The 15,321-nt window shown below is 52.9% G+C and carries 15 protein-coding genes; 10 read left to right on the top strand and 5 right to left on the bottom strand.

Translation table 11 applies throughout. The features are described 5' to 3' along the window. Positions 1-292 precede the first annotated feature (292 nt). The 5 genes from ACW73I_RS07905 to smbP all read left to right on the top strand — a co-directional run bounded on the left by ACW73I_RS07905 (position 293) and on the right by smbP (position 3,982). Complete coding sequence (locus tag ACW73I_RS07905; RefSeq protein WP_458028701.1) at positions 293-1,285, top strand: amidoligase family protein; 993 nt, start codon at positions 293-295, stop codon at positions 1,283-1,285. Further along, complete coding sequence (locus ACW73I_RS07910; RefSeq protein WP_458028702.1) at positions 1,258-1,923, top strand: gamma-glutamyl-gamma-aminobutyrate hydrolase family protein; 666 nt, start codon at positions 1,258-1,260, stop codon at positions 1,921-1,923. The genes ACW73I_RS07905 and ACW73I_RS07910 overlap by 28 nt, the downstream gene beginning before the upstream one ends. Next, positions 1,920-2,351, top strand: coding sequence for a YqaA family protein (locus tag ACW73I_RS07915; RefSeq protein ID WP_458028703.1), 432 nt, complete (start codon positions 1,920-1,922; stop codon positions 2,349-2,351). Before ACW73I_RS07910 ends, ACW73I_RS07915 begins: the two co-directional genes overlap by 4 nt. Before the next feature lie 509 nt (positions 2,352-2,860). Further along, positions 2,861-3,304, top strand: coding sequence for a CBS domain-containing protein (locus ACW73I_RS07920; protein ID WP_458028704.1), 444 nt, complete (start codon positions 2,861-2,863; stop codon positions 3,302-3,304). Positions 3,305-3,475: 171 nt separating this feature from the next. Next, positions 3,476-3,982, top strand: coding sequence for a small metal-binding protein SmbP (gene smbP / locus ACW73I_RS07925; RefSeq protein WP_458028706.1), 507 nt, complete (start codon positions 3,476-3,478; stop codon positions 3,980-3,982). Between the two features lie 539 nt (positions 3,983-4,521). Here the strand turns inward: smbP and ACW73I_RS07930 are convergent. Continuing rightward, positions 4,522-6,996, bottom strand: a complete 2,475-nt coding sequence (locus tag ACW73I_RS07930) for an NAD-dependent epimerase/dehydratase family protein (protein ID WP_458028708.1) — start codon at positions 6,994-6,996, stop codon at positions 4,522-4,524. A gap of 375 nt (positions 6,997-7,371) precedes the next feature. Between ACW73I_RS07930 and ACW73I_RS07935 the strand changes: the two genes are divergently transcribed. The 3 genes from ACW73I_RS07935 to ACW73I_RS07945 all read left to right on the top strand — a co-directional run bounded on the left by ACW73I_RS07935 (position 7,372) and on the right by ACW73I_RS07945 (position 9,769). Continuing rightward, a complete protein-coding gene (locus ACW73I_RS07935; RefSeq protein ID WP_458028710.1) occupies positions 7,372-7,656 on the top strand; it encodes a sll1863 family stress response protein in 285 nt (94 codons plus the stop codon). Between the two features lie 74 nt (positions 7,657-7,730). Then, on the top strand, positions 7,731-8,192 hold the full coding sequence (locus tag ACW73I_RS07940) for a sll1863 family stress response protein (protein ID WP_458028712.1): 462 nt from the start codon (positions 7,731-7,733) through the stop codon (positions 8,190-8,192). 212 nt (positions 8,193-8,404) lie between these two features. Beyond that, positions 8,405-9,769, top strand: a complete 1,365-nt coding sequence (locus ACW73I_RS07945; protein ID WP_458028714.1) for an NAD-dependent succinate-semialdehyde dehydrogenase — start codon at positions 8,405-8,407, stop codon at positions 9,767-9,769. Positions 9,770-9,803: 34 nt separating this feature from the next. Here ACW73I_RS07945 and ACW73I_RS07950 read toward each other — a convergent pair whose 3' ends face one another. Beyond that, positions 9,804-10,190: a hypothetical protein gene (locus ACW73I_RS07950; RefSeq protein WP_458028716.1), complete on the bottom strand. Its 387-nt coding sequence runs from the start codon at positions 10,188-10,190 to the stop codon at positions 9,804-9,806. Positions 10,191-10,710: 520 nt separating this feature from the next. Next, positions 10,711-12,651 (bottom strand): aconitate hydratase, encoded by a 1,941-nt coding sequence (locus ACW73I_RS07955; protein ID WP_458028718.1) that lies wholly within the window; start codon positions 12,649-12,651, stop codon positions 10,711-10,713. 258 nt (positions 12,652-12,909) lie between these two features. On the opposite strand from ACW73I_RS07955, the gene ACW73I_RS07960 reads away from it, so the two are divergent. Then, positions 12,910-13,170, top strand: a complete 261-nt coding sequence (locus ACW73I_RS07960; RefSeq protein WP_458028720.1) for a hypothetical protein — start codon at positions 12,910-12,912, stop codon at positions 13,168-13,170. Positions 13,171-13,191: 21 nt separating this feature from the next. Here ACW73I_RS07960 and ACW73I_RS07965 read toward each other — a convergent pair whose 3' ends face one another. Further along, on the bottom strand, positions 13,192-13,632 hold the full coding sequence (locus ACW73I_RS07965; RefSeq protein ID WP_458028721.1) for an NUDIX domain-containing protein: 441 nt from the start codon (positions 13,630-13,632) through the stop codon (positions 13,192-13,194). A gap of 143 nt (positions 13,633-13,775) precedes the next feature. Between ACW73I_RS07965 and ACW73I_RS07970 the strand changes: the two genes are divergently transcribed. Then, the gene (locus tag ACW73I_RS07970; RefSeq protein ID WP_458028723.1) at positions 13,776-14,711 is read left to right on the top strand and encodes a histone deacetylase family protein; all 936 of its coding nucleotides are present in this window, start codon (positions 13,776-13,778) and stop codon (positions 14,709-14,711) included. Between the two features lie 41 nt (positions 14,712-14,752). Here the strand turns inward: ACW73I_RS07970 and ACW73I_RS07975 are convergent, their stop codons facing one another. Continuing rightward, positions 14,753-15,253 (bottom strand): cytochrome P460 family protein, encoded by a 501-nt coding sequence (locus ACW73I_RS07975; protein ID WP_458028725.1) that lies wholly within the window; start codon positions 15,251-15,253, stop codon positions 14,753-14,755. Positions 15,254-15,321: the final 68 nt, after the last annotated feature.

Genomic DNA, 15,321 nt, shown 5'->3' on the forward strand with positions numbered 1-15,321 from the left:
ACCTCAGCCATGGTTGGTTGATTTGCGTGGCCTAGCAACTCATGCGTAAAAACTGCATTATCCCTAGCTCCCAAAAAAATGGAATAAGCACAAATACCTATTCAAACCTAACTATTCGAGTGGTTGAAATGGAAACAAGAAGCCAAGGCGAAAATCAACAGTCCGGAGTAAGTTATGGTTGAACGATTGGTAAAAACAATAGGTCACAAACAATGACGAACTGGCAAGTTTTGAGTGGTACCGCCAGTACACGTAGGGTTAAAAAGCAAAAACACCCCCGATAATCAATTTTATGCCTAATAAAAAAATTCATTTTAAGTCTCCGCCCATTATCCATAAAAGTGACGGAAGCCCGAGACTAGTAGGGTTTGAATTAGAGTTTTCCGGTATCAAACTCGACCAAACGGCCGAAGTTCTTCAGGCTGCCCTGGGCGGCAATTTGGAACAGAAGAGTGCGGCCGAATGGATAGTTCGCACAAAAATCCTGGGTGATTTTAAAATTGAGATTGACTGGAATTACCTGAAATGCGAGGCCATGAAAAACGAGCGGGAAGACCGAACCGAACAGAAGTGGCTTGATCTGTTAGCGCAGACGGCGACACTACTGGTTCCCTTAGAAGTCGTCTGCCCTCCCGTTCCGGTCACCGATCTTGAAGCATTGCTGCCGATAGTCGACGCTTTGCGTCAAGCAGGCGCTGTAGATACCGAAGAATCGCTGCTGGCAGCCTACGGCGTACATATCAATCCCGAAATTCATAGGCTGAATGCAGAAACGCTGTTTTCCTACCTCAAAGCGTTTGCCCTTCTGCAATGGTGGCTGGTGGATGCGCACGAAGTCAACCTCACCCGCAAAATGAGTCCTTATATTGAACTTTATTCCGAGGCCTATCTGAAACAGTTGTTGTCTCGGACGAACCCGTCAGTAGATCAGATTTTCGACGATTATCTTTTATACAATCCGAGCCGTAATCGAGCGCTGGATTTGCTGCCGTTGCTGGCGTATATAGACAGCGACGCAGTACGGCGTGCCGTAAACGACCCGAAAATTAAAGCCCGGCCAACGTTTCATTATCGCCTGCCCAATTGCCATATCGAACAGGAGGACTGGTCGCTGTCGGATTCATGGAACATCTGGTGGGTCGTGGAGCAACTAGCCTATCGTACGGATCAGCTCGATAAGCTGAGTGAAGCCTTTCTGAAGGCCGAGCGTCCAATTATCGGTGTAAACCGCAATGATTGGGTGAAATATATCGATCAATGGCTAAAAGACTGCGCGTTGGCGTAACCGGAAATAACCGGTCCTGGGCGCCGAGTTGGTGGTGTACGGCTCTAGCATTGCGCCTACTCGGCGCTGTCCCCGAACGGATCAGTATCAACCATTTGCCGAGCGGTGAGCCACTCGATGCTCTAATCATCGGAGGCGGCAACGACATTAGCCCGGAACATTACAACGGTGATATTGGTGCCAAAGTCAAGTTCGACCCCGAGCGCGACCGGCTGGAGATCGAATGGATTCGTAAGGCCCTGGCGGATAATTTACCATTGTTGGGGATCTGCCGAGGCGCTCAGTTGATCAATGTAGTACTGGGCGGCACCCTGTACCATGATGTTCGGCCGTTGCGTAAACTTACCCATAACCGGCCCGGCCTGTTACCAACCAAGCAAGTCCGGCTGGATACCGGTTCTCGGTTGGCAAAAATCTGCGGAAAAGGTAGTCTGCGCATTAACAGTTTGCACCATCAAGCCATCAAAGCGCTCGGTGCGGGACTTAAATCGGTAGGATGGGACCGCGACCGGATCATTCAGGCGGTGGAATCCGCCTCGAATAAACGAATTATGGGTGTTCAATGGCACCCGGAATACCTTTTGTATTTGCCGTCCCAATTCGCTATCTTTCGATGGCTTTTACAGCAGGAAAAATGACTACATCTTATCTTTTATTATTCGGAGCCTCTTTTCTTGCGGCGACTATTTTACCTTTTTATTCTGAAGTCATTCTGTTTGCATTATTGCTAGAAGGCGGCGACCCGGCCATGTTGGTCATAATAGCCACAATCGGAAATACGCTGGGGGCGGTCGTTAACTGGTTTTTAGGGCTTTATCTGCTTCATTTTCAGGACCGGCGCTGGTTTTATTTCAGTAAGGCACAAATCGAAAAAGCTCAGCGATGGTATCAGCGCTACGGTTTCTGGTCGCTGTTGTTCGCTTGGTTGCCGATCGGCGGCGACGCACTGACGCTTATCGCCGGCATTATGAAAGTCCGGTTATGGCTTTTTCTGGCATTGGTCGGCGCAGGTAAAGGGCTGCGCTATATTTTGGTCGTTTATCTTGCCGGTCAAGATCTACTTTGAGATGGGGGGCGATTAATCCTGAACGAAATTCCTCGCTAAACATACAACGATTTGGCCGTCATCGACGCTGGAAAACAATTCAGCGACATGAAAGATCGCTCTCTTTAGTTTAGGCCTAAATCAGCTCAAATTAGGCATTGCAACGTTTAGAAAATGTTTCTACAGATAAGCGGTTCGTAACAAAACCGCTTGCAATACGGCTGAATGAAGGTAATGACTATGCCATAAAACCCAGCCGACCCAACAGAAATAGGTATTTCCACTCATTGCGCTTAACTAACATTTTGCCCACCATTAACCTCAATTGGAAAGTTCTGCGCACCGCAAGTATCGGTTCAGAACCGCACTAACATTGGCGATTTCGATATAGCCAAGTTGGGAAATATTTAACAAGGGAACCTGAGTAATACAAAAGACATAACAACAGATACCCAGACAATGCTGCGAGTATCGGAAACTTTGGTGATTTCCATTTTTCAGGAGGTAATGTCATGCGAGTACAGCGAATAATGAGCAAACAAACACACTGTTGCCAACCGGGACAGAGTCTCGAACAAACCGCGCAAATGATGTGGGATCAAGATTGCGGGTGCTTACCCGTCTGCGGAGGAGACGGCGCGCATAAGATCGTGGGGATGATTACTGATCGTGATATTGCTATGTGCGCACTATTCGAGGGAAAACCGTTACGGGATATTTGTGTTAGTCAAGCGATGGCACGCGAGGTGCTGACCTGCAACCCTAACGATTCTTTAGCCGAAGCCGAGAAAAAAATGCGCGATGCTAAAATTCGCCGATTGCCGGTCGTTGACGAAAACGAATGCGTTGTCGGCATGATCTCCTTAGCCGATTTGGCTCAAGAGGCCGCTCGAGAGAGCATGGCAAGCGTCAAGAATATTACGGAAATGGAAGTCGGCAATACGCTTGCTGCGATCTGCACGCCTGGTAGGTAGGCACCTGCTTGATCGGCTAAATCCGGCTTAATAAAACCGTATAACGCCGGCCTTTTCGTTTAATTCATTAAGGGCTTGCACTCCAATCATCAGACATAAAGCAGGCCCATTGAATCTGGCAGGAGAACTTGGCGGCGTTTTGAAAGCCTGTGAAATTAAGAGGATAGATTTATGAAACTACTAACAATCATCATACTAGGACTCTTGCTTAGCGTCAGTCGTTTAACTCTCGCCGAAGATCATACATCAGTCGCATTAAAACACGCCAAGGAGGCTATCGAATACGGTCAAATGGGGCACTCGCCAATGATAGTCGAACATGCCGAAGCAGCGCTTGACCAAGTTAATATGGCGCTCAAAGACGCCAAAGGCGAGAATAAAAAGCATTTGGAAGCAGCCGCAAAGAGTTTGAATGCTTCTATAGAACACGGCAAGATGGCTCATGCCGAGATAGCAACTGCGTCTGCCGAAGAAGCCGTCGAACACTTGAAACAAACTAGTCGAACCAATGCCGATGCCGCAGAAATGGCAATTGAATCCAAGGAAGCGGTGGAAAATATAAAGCAATCGACTCAATCCAAAGGGGTGGAAGCGGTAACAGGCGAAGGCAAGGCGGCTACGGCGGAAAAAGCAATAGAAGCCCCGGACACCCAAAAATCGGAATCAAAAGATAAATAGCCGGTCAGACACTAAGTTAAAAAATCGAAGTAAAACCCAATCCGATATTCTAAGCGGGTAAGGGGGGAAGCCCATGCAGGATGCGTTGGGCAATAGCCCTGCGCACCGATCGCGATAGGTGAGCTTTGTTAACCTGTAGAATCTCGGGGGGGCGAAAAAAGGATAGTCTAATAAAACTCGTCTTAGTCGGCCTCTTTTAATGGCGCGTAACCGGGCAGCCATCTCGTCATCGATGATTTCGCTGAAATCCCAGTGCTGAGCCTATTCCCTGCTCAAAAAATATGTTCTTCTTTTATCGCCCATGCCCCCAATGCTTAGCCATATGGCGAGCCAGGCCCCTCACCTGTTTTAGATCGCTTTCGGTCCCTGAACAGATTCCGCCTAAAATTAGCTTTTCCGTCGCTCTCGCCAATAGAATCAAGCCAGAAAAGCCCGGGCTAACAGGGCCTGTTAGGCAATCGCATCGGTATAATTATGCGCCCTAAATAGCCCAGGCCAACGCGGCAAAAACCGGCAAATTCAATGCTAACGGCAGCGTATCAAACAATCGCTTTGCCCCATAGGCCGTAGCTGTTGTAAACGGGCCCGCGCGGGAAGCTCAAACCGATCAACAGCACACCACATGCGACGCTTCCCAGTACGGATGCTACGTCGGCGCCATATACAAACGGCGTAATCAATAGCGCGCTACCCAATGGTATCAGCAAGAATCGGATGGCTCTTCCCGTCTCGGCCAGCGCCGTAACGGCCACCGCCAACACCAGCGAGCCGATCAGATGGTCGGCATCGGCCATGCCGGCTTCCGCGCCCAATGTCAGCCGGGTAAACATCAACCAAACCCCGATGGGCATGCAAAGCGTTAAACTCCACGGCAGGGACACGCCGCCGCTGAACATTTCCCGGACCACCGTGCCGGTGGATTGTTCGAAATCGTCTTCCTTTTCCTGCCACTCGCCGTCGTCGCTATCGCCGGTGAAGAATATACGCAATAACGGCCTACCTTGTTTCCGGCGGCGGTAGAGAAATTCTCCGGTCGCCACTAATTCGTCCAATGAATAGGGAATCTGAATCAGCATGGCCGCCGCCGCAATTAGGCAGAGTGTGCACCACGTACCGAGCAGAATCGGCTGAATGATGATGAAAAATATCGAAACCGCACCTAACGGCACAATCATAATGCCGAATAACACCACCAGCCACGGCATGGTCCGCCAGCGCCGCGACGATCCGATGACGCCGGTCAGAATTTCCAGGGCGTAGGTCATGGCGCCCAGGCCCGCGTCCGGCACCGGCCAGGCACGGGATACATAAGACGTGATGATTTCTTCTGTTCCGTTTTTCGGGTCGTGCGGCGAACCGAAAAAAAACGGTTCCCAGACGCCGTCGATATGGCCGAGTTGATAGGAGCATAAATAACGGGAAATAAAAAAACCGATAAAGGCCAGAAAGATGATAGGCATGCGCTGAAACCAGGTCGAAGGGGAAAAGGTCCAACCCGGCGGTACGGTCGGCCCGGTTTCGGCAGCCACCGCGGCGACGCCCGGTACCGGGCGCGTCAGCACGGCGAAGCCGACGGCCAACATGCCGATCAGCGTATCGTTCAGGTAGGCCGCAGCCGTCGGCGCCAGGAAGATTAATGGTGCGCTTAACAGCCAGAGCCCCACCGTGCCGGCCAACCAGCGTACAAATCCCCAATGCCATGACAACGATACGAAGGACAGAATAAACAGCACGATGCCGGAACCAATATCGCTCCAAAACAAATTGCGCGATTCATATCCCAAAGTTATCGGCGACGCGATAAGCCAGCAGGCCAGCCCCATATTGAAAAAATGCGCCCACAGATTTTGCCGGTGCTGCGCCCGGTATTCGATTTCGTGCCGTTCTCGCAATTGGTGCGGATTTCGGTTTTTTTCTTCCGCGGTTTTCATCCAGTCCGGCAACGTGATGCCGTTGCGACGATACCACGCGGCCGGATCGCTTTTAAGGCTTAGAACTAGTTGTTCCAAGCCGTCGTAAATTTTATGTTTGGGCGTCCAGTTCAATAACCGGCGGGCCCGTTCGATATCGAGGTCGTAATGATCCGATGCCAAATCGATCATGAACGGTTTGATAAAGGGCTTTTGGCCTTGGTCGAAGGCATCGGGGACCAATGGCTCCGCCCTGTCTTCGAGCCAAGCCCCCGGTTTGGCAACCAGTTCCGGTAAACTGACCGTACTCCATCGCTCTTCGCCGAAAATCAAATAGCCGATGCGGTTTTGCAGTGCTTGATAGCCCATGACTTCGCCTTCGCCGGCTAAAATAACGGATTGTTTCGGCAAGTCGCTGCGGCATTCCACCACTCGGAGAAAGAGTTCCACTAAATCGTCTTTATGAAGGAAAGCCTGTCCGGCCATCAGGTCGCCGGCATAAAGATGGCTTTTAAAATCCCTTTCGTAAATCCGGGCGATCTGGTACGCCAAGGTCGGCACCGCGCTGTCGTCGCCATACAGTCCGGCCAAGCGCAGAATGGTATAGGGCGTGTCGCCGCAGTGCTGCCGGACCTGTTGTTCCGCCGCCACTTTCGAGCGCGGATAGGCCCACTTCGGCTTTAAAGGCGCGTCTTCATTGATTTTCCTGCCGGGCGCCCCCGGCTCGTGAACCAGCATCGTGCTGGAATAGATAAAGCGTTCAACCTGGAAGTCGCTTAAGTATTTCAGCAAACGCCGCGTGCCGTCGACCGTGACGCTTTGGTAGAGCGGATGCTCTTCGCCGCTGAAATCGAAATACGCGGCGAGATGGATGACGGCGGCAATCTTGTCGCCGTACCGGTCTTTGATTTTATATAGGGCCAGTTTGACCGAATCGTCGGAAGTCAGGTCACATTCAAGGTCCGAACCCGAGCCCTCTGTTTCGCTAGGGGTTCTGTCTAGCCCGACCACCTGAAACCGCTTGGTAAAAGCCCGGGATAGTGTAGAACCGATGTTGCCGGAAGCGCCCGTGATGAGAATAAGCTGTTTATTGTTACTCGCCATGCTTTCCCCTCTATCCCGAATGATTTGATTAAAGATGCAATTGCTCTTTGCTTACCCGGCATGCGTTTCGCGCAAGGTCATCCCTGTGTGCAACTGAACGTTTGTATTCGTTCGCTGTGATTTTTTACCTGTTACGAAGTTGCATGTTCTATCCGACTCGCAATTTGGCCGATTGTTCGACGTTATCAAAAAAACAGCTTAAAGCGCTGCCCCAGAATTTTAGTATAAAAAGTCAAGGAACTATTTCACAATTCTGGCATCCATAAAACAGCGGCGACAAAAACCGCCAAGTCGTGAATTTTATATTGCCTTCAATATATTCAATCGTCGACCCTAATGGCCGATGCGTATTCAACCCGGAACGGGAGAAATCCAATGACTAATCGCGATCAATATGTAGCAAAGATGAAAGCCAAACTCGATGAATGGAACGCAGATATCGACAGACTGGAAGCTAAGACGAAAAACACCGCGGCGGACGCGCGTATCGGACTTCAGAAAGAGATCCAGGCGATTAAGGCCCAACGCGGTGAACTCGTCAGCAAACTGGAAGAAGTCGAAAATGCCAGTGAAGAAGCCTGGGAAGATATAAAAACCGGCGCCGAATCGGCATGGAGATCGTTTAGTAATGCCGTGAAGTCGGCGGCGGATAGATTCTAAACGCCTCCAGCGGAATACCGGCGGCTAAAGGGCATTTTACTGTCGATGCGTATCAATAATTTCGAGGGAACAACATGAAAAAACTTTGCCTAATCGCCGTTTTTCTGGTCTCCTTGATGGGTTTTACGCAAGCGAGCCAAGCAAAATCGGACAACGCCGAAACCACCATTCAAGATGTCAACCAACAAACCTTGGAATTGTTGGCCGTGTTAAAGCAGTACGGTAGCGACAAACGGGAGGAAGCGGTAAACAAAACCTCCGAAGCATTGATGCAACTCGACCAGCGCTTAGACCAGCTCGAAACCCGTATCGACGATAAATGGGATGAGATGGACGGCACAGCACGAAAAAAAGCGCGTTCCACGATGCGGGCATTGCATAAACAACGTATTGAATTGGCGGAACGATTCGGCAGTTGGAAAAATAGCTCCGCGAGCGCTTGGGACCACATGAAAGAAGGCTTTGCCAAGGCATATCAAAACCTCAACGACGCCTGGAACAAGGCGAAAACGGAATTCGATTCCGCCGAAAAATAAATCGCGGACATTCACTCGGCGGCGCCCTGGTCCGAAATGGTGCGCAAACGATTGGGTTTTAGCGGAAGCAAGGGGTGCTGTCCCAAGCGATAGCCATTTTAGACCAAGGCGATCGGGCAGTCGGCCAAGGCCAGGCTTAACAGCCGGAACCGGTGCCGCGGCCGGGCGGCGCTAGTGTTTATTCGTACGATCGGTTTCCGAAGGACGGTGCCATGAGTTTTATCAGCATCAATCCCTATAACGGCCGGACCCTGGCTGAGTTTGCCGCCTGGGATGCCGGCCGTCTGGAGGAGGCCTTGGCCTTGACCGGCAGAGCCGCGGCGGACTGGTACGCTGTGGAATTGCAGCAACGCTGCGTCTTCCTGAGTAAGGCGGCAACGGTGCTGCGCCAACGGCGCGACGACTGGGCGAGGCTGATCACGCTGGAGATGGGCAAGCTCTATACGGAGGCGCAGGACGAAGTCGACAAGTGTGCCTGGGTCTGCGACTACTACGCCGAGACCGCTGGTCAACATCTGGACGACGAGTTGATCGAGAGCGACGCTGAACGCAGCCTGGTTACTTACCAGGCGCTGGGTACGGTGTTGGGAGTGATGCCGTGGAATTTTCCGTTGTGGCAGGTCTTCCGCTTCGCCGCTCCGGCCCTGGCCGCCGGCAACGTCGGTCTGCTCAAGCATGCCTCCAATGTCCCCCAATGCGCCCTGGCGATCGAGCAGGTATTCCGGGAGGCCGGCTTGCCCGATGGGGTGTTCCAAACCCTGATGATCAGCGCGGGCCAAGTCCAAGGGGTGATCAAGGACCCACGGGTTGCAGCCGTCACCCTTACCGGTTCGGAGCCGGCCGGTCGCGCAGTCGCCAGTGCCGCCGCCGGCCAGATCAAGAAATCGGTCCTGGAACTCGGTGGTTCCGACGCCTTCGTGGTGCTGGAGGATGCCGATCTCGAACTCGCAGTGTCTCAAGGCGTGACTTCGCGTTTCCTCAATGCCGGCCAGAGCTGCATCGCTGCCAAGCGTTTTATCATTGTCGACGCCATTGCCGAGGACTTCCTGGCGCGATTCAAGGCGGCGGTCGAAGCTCTGGTTCCCGGAGACCCAATGGACTCAGCCACTAGCCTGGCCCCAATGGCCCGACCCGACCTGCGCGAGGAACTGCACCAACAGGTAACCGATTCCATCGTCGCCGGGGCAGTTGCCCTATCTGGTTGCGCTCCGCTAGAGGGGACGGAAGCGACCTATCAGGCCTCCATCCTCGATCGCGTAGGCCCAGGAATGCGTGCCTATTCCAAGGAGTTGTTCGGTCCGGTTGCCATCGTCATCCGCGCCCGAGACGAAGCCGATGCTCTACGCATCGCCAACGACTCGCCTTTCGGCCTCGGCGGTTCCGTATTCACCGGCGATAGCGCTCGCGGCGAGGCCTTTGCCCGGCGCATGCAGTGCGGCTGCGCCTTCGTCAATGGTCTGGTCAAGAGTGATCCGCGCTTGCCATTCGGCGGCATCAAGCGCTCTGGCTTCGGCCGGGAGCTGGGCCGCCAAGGCATCCGCGAGTTCGTCAACGCCAAGACGATCTGGGTGCGCTGACGCGCGGAGGACAGCTTGGTCGGACCGGGACGATTCAATGAACCAGCCGGCCGCCGGCGAGATTCCCAACGGCAGGCTCGACATCAGGATCAGGCTTCCGAACAGATAACACCAATAACCGAACGCGTTGAGCCGGGGAAACAGCAAATCGCGCGCCTATCATTTTCGGGACCAGATACAGCGCCAAGCCCTCGATCGCCGGTACGGCGAACAGAAACATCATGATCGTGCCGGAAATGATGGCAATCAATGCGGCCGGCGTTGCGAAGTGGCTGAGCACCTTGAGGATCAATGCCGGATGGCGCTGCCGTTCATCCGGTGTCGGCTGGGAAGATACGCCCGCTGTGAAAGCAAACAAATAGAGCAGCGAACCGCACCAACACACCACCGCCGAGATATGTAACAGCAAAAGCCAAATCATATCTTCCCCTTACGAGTAATGAAATTAATTCCCGTCTAGTACAACAGAACTCAAGTTCCAGATAATCAAGCCTGAACCGTCGGGACTCCGCCTTGATAGTTTCATTTGAAGAATTTCCGCACGGTTTTTGTGTGGGGCGGCCAACTACTTTTAGACAATAAAATTAAGCTTTTCTTGCATTGTTGTCAGCGCCAATACGCCCGATGCCATACGCCTTTTGTTTCAATTGTCGATTGGGCTAACTATAACCATGTTTGTTTGTCAGGTCATCAAGCAATGATGTTCAATGTTTCAGGTGATATCAGAATCACTTTTCGTTGACCGAGTGGACAAATCCCGACTGCGTGCGATGCCTTACCGAGCCCAAGCTTCCACTCGCTTGTTAATCCGATGAGCAAATCGGAACAACGATTGAAATTGACCGGAAAAACTGGATTACAAAACTTTCTGCGGTATCAAATGCCGTTCCTTGTCTTGAAACACCGGCATTCACTGAGAGCGGACAGCGGTTTTACTTTTTCTAACTCAGCCCCTTCTGTTTGACCAGATTGATCAGGCTGCCGGCCAGCACCATTTCCACTTCATGCGGCGACATCGAATGCTCGGCCTCGTAGGTTTCATCCTTGCTCAGATTGAGCACACGAACGATGTTTCCATTCCGAATGGCGGCGCGCACATCGGGAAGAGAAAGCCTGTCGCCCTGCTCTATCCTGTTCCAATCGTCAGGATCGGCAAAAATCAAGGGTAGGATTCCGAAATTGCTCAGATTCTGCAAATGTATTCGGGAAAAGCCTTTGGCGATGACTGCTCTGACGCCCAAATAGCGTGGCGCCAAGGCAGCGTGTTCGCGGCTCGATCCTTGGCCGTAATTGGCGCCGCCGACAACGAACGAACCTTGTTTTTGAACACTCATCGCCCGGTCGTAATAGCTTTCGTCGACCTGGCTGAACACAAAGCGGCTAATCGCGGGAATATTGCTGCGGTAGGGCAGCACCTTGGCGCCGGCCGGCATGATTTCATCGGTGGAAATATCGTCCCCCACTTTCAATAGCACCGGCCCTTCCAGCGAATCGGGCAGCGCTTCCAAATCGGGTAACGGTTTGATGTTGGGGCCTTTTTCCAGCGCAAACGGTTCGCCTTCGGGAAGCGGTTCGATCAACATCTCCGTGTTGAGGATCACCGTATCAGGCTCGGTAAATCGGGGATAAGGCATGCCCAGCTCGCGGGGATCGGTGATCACGCCGGTTAAAGCCGAAGCCGCTGCCGTTTCCGGGCTGCATAAATATACCTGGTCTTCTTTCGTGCCCGAACGGCCCGGAAAATTTCTGGGCACGGTGCGCAGGCTGATGCGGCCCGTCGCCGGCGCCTGTCCCATGCCGATGCAACCACCGCAGCCGGCCTGATGAAGGCGGGCTCCGGCATGGATGAGTTTGCCCAAGACGCCCATTTTCATCATGTTTTCCAAAATCTGCCGGGAAGTCGGATTGACGTCGAAGGAAACCCGATCATGCACCTGTTTGCCATCGACGATCATGGCCGCGATGAAAAAGTCGCGCAGGCCCGGATTGGCCGACGAGCCGATATAGGACTGGTAGATTTCCCGGCCCGCCACCTCGCGAACCGGCACGACCCGTCCCGGACTGCTGGGTAGCGCAATCAGAGGTACCAGAGCCGACAAATCGATCGCTTCGTATTCGTCGTATGCGGCATCCCGGTCCGCGAGAATCTCGCGAAAATCCTGCTCGCGTCCCTGAGCTTTCAGGAAACGCCGCACTGCGTCATCCGCCGGAAAAACGCTGGTGGTCGCGCCCAGTTCGGCGCCCATATTGGCGATGACATGACGGTCCATGGCGCTCAGGGATTGCAGTCCCGGCCCGTAGTATTCGACGATCTTGCCTATGCCGCCGTCGACGCCGTGCCGGCGCAGCATTTCCAGAATCACGTCCTTGGCGCTGACCCAGTCGGGAAGTTTTCCCGTGAGTTCGACGCCCCAGACTTTGGGTTTTTTGGTAAAAAACGGCTCCCCGGCCATGGCCATAGCCACTTCCAGGCCGCCGGCGCCGATCGCCAGCATGCCCAAGGAACCGGCCGCGCAGGTATGGCTGTCCGAACCCAGCAGCGTTTTACCGGGGACGCCGAAGCGTTCCATATGGACCGGATGACTGACGCCGTTGCCGGGCCGGCTGAACCAGAGGCCGAATTTCTTGCAGGCGCTGCGCAAGAAAAGATGGTCGTCGGGATTTTTGAAATCTTCCTGCAAAAGATTATGGTCCACATACTGGACGGAGAGTTCTGTCCGTACGCGCGGAATCTCCAATGCTTCAAACTCCAACATGACCAAGGTACCGGTGGCGTCCTGCGTGAGCGTTTGATCGATTTTCAAGCCGATCTCTTCCCCGGATTGCGTGTTTTTTTCGACGGCATGACTCTCGATTAGCTTTTGCGTTACGTTTTTACCCATGACGTTGTCCTCCGGCGTTGGATGAATTCGGAACTTTCGGCTTGCTCTGTAATTTAGAATGCCGGGAAGGCTTTCGGTTCCTGATGATTGGATCACGCGGACTTTCGCTGCAGCCCGATGCACCGAAAATACATTGAGAAAATAGGTATTTACCGATATCAAACATTTGTTCGATCTTTTCAACGGCAAGGATAAGTGACCGGACACTAAAATCTCTTCTTCGCTTACAAGATTGTCACTGGTCAAGACGTGGATTGAATGGCTACTCAGGGGCTCACAACGGTCATTGAATTGAAAAGTCCGACAGTCCGCTTTGGCCGGGTCGAGCCGAAGAAGACGCAAGGTTACTTGCCGAAAAGCTGCCATTCGCTGAACTTAGAGATGGAAAATTTCGCCAGCATCATCAGCGACCGGTATCGGCCATTTTTGCCCGATCAAAACTATAAAACTCCTCGTTCAGATGCAGTGCGACTGACGGATCAAAACGATGCTGATTCCGCCCATTCGGTACTTTTTTAAGGACCGTCCGGACTATTCATTTCACTTCACCCGCAATGGCGTGACCAGACCTGATTCGGCAAATCGTTTGTAGTCTGCAAGCACCATAGCGTGATCGAAAGCCAATTGCGCCGGCAAATTATCAAAGGTAAACAAACCGCAATTTTTTGCATCATCGGCTGCTAACGGCATGCCATGCGCCTGTCCGACGTAAACGGCGGTAACGGTATGATTGCGCGGATCCCGCCCGGGATTGGAATAAATTCCCAACAAGGCTGTCAGAGTCACTTCGAGACCAGTTTCTTCTTTGGCTTCCCGGATCGCGGCGCGTTCGACCGTCTCGCCGACGTCGACAAAGCCGCCGGGCACGGCCCAACCATAAGGAGGAAACTTACGTTCGATTAGCACGAAAGGCCGCTCTGGGTGATCGATTAATTCGATCAAGATATCGGCGGCGAGTAGAGGGGTAACGGGTTTGGCCATGAGCAATCTCGTGTTGTTTGATAAAACGGATGAATCCAGTCAGCAAATAACATTTAACCCGGGTACGCAAACTCGGCATTTCGGGATAAACTTGGAGCCGTCATTATACGCTTCCGAACCTCGTATTCATTGGAGCAAAGATTATGACCACGCTTTATTATCATCATCCGGATTTTCTTAATCATGACACCGGCCCGGGGCACCCCGAATGCGCCGACCGCCTGCGGGCAATCGATAAGGCCTTAAGCGGCCCCGATTTCCGGAGTTTATCTCGAATCGAGGCGCCCTTACCTGCCGATATCGAAACCAAATTGGCCCTGGTCCACACGCAGGCCATGATCAACCGGGTGCTGACCGGCATACCCGAACAAGGATTGAGTCACTTCGATGGCGACACGGTCGCATCGCCCGGCTCGAAAGCCGCCGCATTGCGGGCTGTAGGCGCGCTTTGCGACGCGGTGGATAAAATTTGCACAGGCAGCGCCGACAAGGCCTTTTGCGCGGTTCGCCCGCCCGGCCATCACGCCATGCCCGCTTACCCGATGGGATTTTGTTTGTTCAACAATATCGCCATCGCCGCCGAATACGCCCGCACCCATTACCGGTTGGAACGCATCGCTATCGTCGATTTCGACGTGCACCACGGCAACGGCACCCAAACGGCTTTTTTTCAGCAAGCCCAAGTTTTATACGCTTCCAGCCATCAATGGCCGCATTATCCGGGCAGCGGCCATCCCCTGGAAAACGGTGTCGGCAATATCGTCAATGTCCCGCTGCCGGCCGGCACTAACGGCGTCACCTTCAGAAGCAAATACCTTGAGGTGGTCTTGCCGGCCGTTCGTAAGTTCAAACCGCAGCTATTGCTGATTTCGGCCGGTTTCGACGCCCATAAGGACGATCCCTTGGCCTCGCTATTGTTGGTGGAAGACGATTATCGCTGGCTCACCGATCAACTCGTCGAAATAGCCGACAAATATTGCCGCGGCAGAATCATTTCGACGTTGGAAGGCGGTTACAACCTGAAAGCGTTGTCGGCCAGCACTGCGGCACATGTCGCAAGCCTGGCCGGCCTGAAATGAGCTAGGGACGTATAAACGTCCCCTCCCCGTTTTCGTTGTTACTATTGCTGTAAAACCGGTACCGTATAAACGTAATCGGCATCTTTCATCGGCGTGTGGCAGGCAAAACAAGGCTCCGATTTTTCCTTGTCGTTCATGACCAGCTTGTCGCCCTCCCAATGCCCGAAACCCCAGCCGCCGGTGTCGGCGTATTTCTTACTGTCCTTGACCATCGCTTCGGCGCCGGCGAATTCGCCGGGTACGACCGCATTAGGCCAATTAGGATGAATCTTTTCCTTCCACCCGACTTTTGCGAATATGGTACCGTCCGGCCAAGGCTTGGTTTTCCCTTCCCTGGCGGCTTTAACGGCAATATCGTTTCCTAATATGACACGAACCAATTTTTTTTCGAGGCGGTGCGAGACGCTCAAGGTCAACCAGTCTTTGTATTCGCCGTGCACCGGCTTGCCGGCTTTGGCTGCCGCCGTCTCGGCAAAAATCTGGGTAGGGGCAAACAACAATGCTGAAGCAAACACTCCGGAAATCATCGTCTTATAATTCATATCATTCTCCGTAATCCGCGGTTGAAAGTTTACTGGTACGCTGGGGATTTTAACCAACAATAGCGATA

Source organism: Methylomonas sp. MgM2 (genome assembly GCF_054172045.1).

Bases quoted from the DNA above. Each gene is read 5' to 3' on its own strand.
- ACW73I_RS07905 (WP_458028701.1), top strand. From the start codon at position 293: ATGCCTAATAAAAAAATTCATTTTAAGTCTCCGCCCATTATCCATAAA.
- ACW73I_RS07910 (WP_458028702.1), top strand. From the start codon at position 1,258: ATGGCTAAAAGACTGCGCGTTGGCGTAACCGGAAATAACCGGTCCTGG.
- ACW73I_RS07915 (WP_458028703.1), top strand. From the start codon at position 1,920: ATGACTACATCTTATCTTTTATTATTCGGAGCCTCTTTTCTTGCGGCG.
- ACW73I_RS07920 (WP_458028704.1), top strand. From the start codon at position 2,861: ATGAGCAAACAAACACACTGTTGCCAACCGGGACAGAGTCTCGAACAA.
- smbP (WP_458028706.1), top strand. From the start codon at position 3,476: ATGAAACTACTAACAATCATCATACTAGGACTCTTGCTTAGCGTCAGT.
- ACW73I_RS07930 (WP_458028708.1), bottom strand. From the start codon at position 6,996: ATGGCGAGTAACAATAAACAGCTTATTCTCATCACGGGCGCTTCCGGC.
- ACW73I_RS07935 (WP_458028710.1), top strand. From the start codon at position 7,372: ATGACTAATCGCGATCAATATGTAGCAAAGATGAAAGCCAAACTCGAT.
- ACW73I_RS07940 (WP_458028712.1), top strand. From the start codon at position 7,731: ATGAAAAAACTTTGCCTAATCGCCGTTTTTCTGGTCTCCTTGATGGGT.
- ACW73I_RS07945 (WP_458028714.1), top strand. From the start codon at position 8,405: ATGAGTTTTATCAGCATCAATCCCTATAACGGCCGGACCCTGGCTGAG.
- ACW73I_RS07950 (WP_458028716.1), bottom strand. From the start codon at position 10,190: ATGATTTGGCTTTTGCTGTTACATATCTCGGCGGTGGTGTGTTGGTGC.
- ACW73I_RS07955 (WP_458028718.1), bottom strand. From the start codon at position 12,651: ATGGGTAAAAACGTAACGCAAAAGCTAATCGAGAGTCATGCCGTCGAA.
- ACW73I_RS07960 (WP_458028720.1), top strand. From the start codon at position 12,910: ATGGCTACTCAGGGGCTCACAACGGTCATTGAATTGAAAAGTCCGACA.
- ACW73I_RS07965 (WP_458028721.1), bottom strand. From the start codon at position 13,632: ATGGCCAAACCCGTTACCCCTCTACTCGCCGCCGATATCTTGATCGAA.
- ACW73I_RS07970 (WP_458028723.1), top strand. From the start codon at position 13,776: ATGACCACGCTTTATTATCATCATCCGGATTTTCTTAATCATGACACC.
- ACW73I_RS07975 (WP_458028725.1), bottom strand. From the start codon at position 15,253: ATGAATTATAAGACGATGATTTCCGGAGTGTTTGCTTCAGCATTGTTG.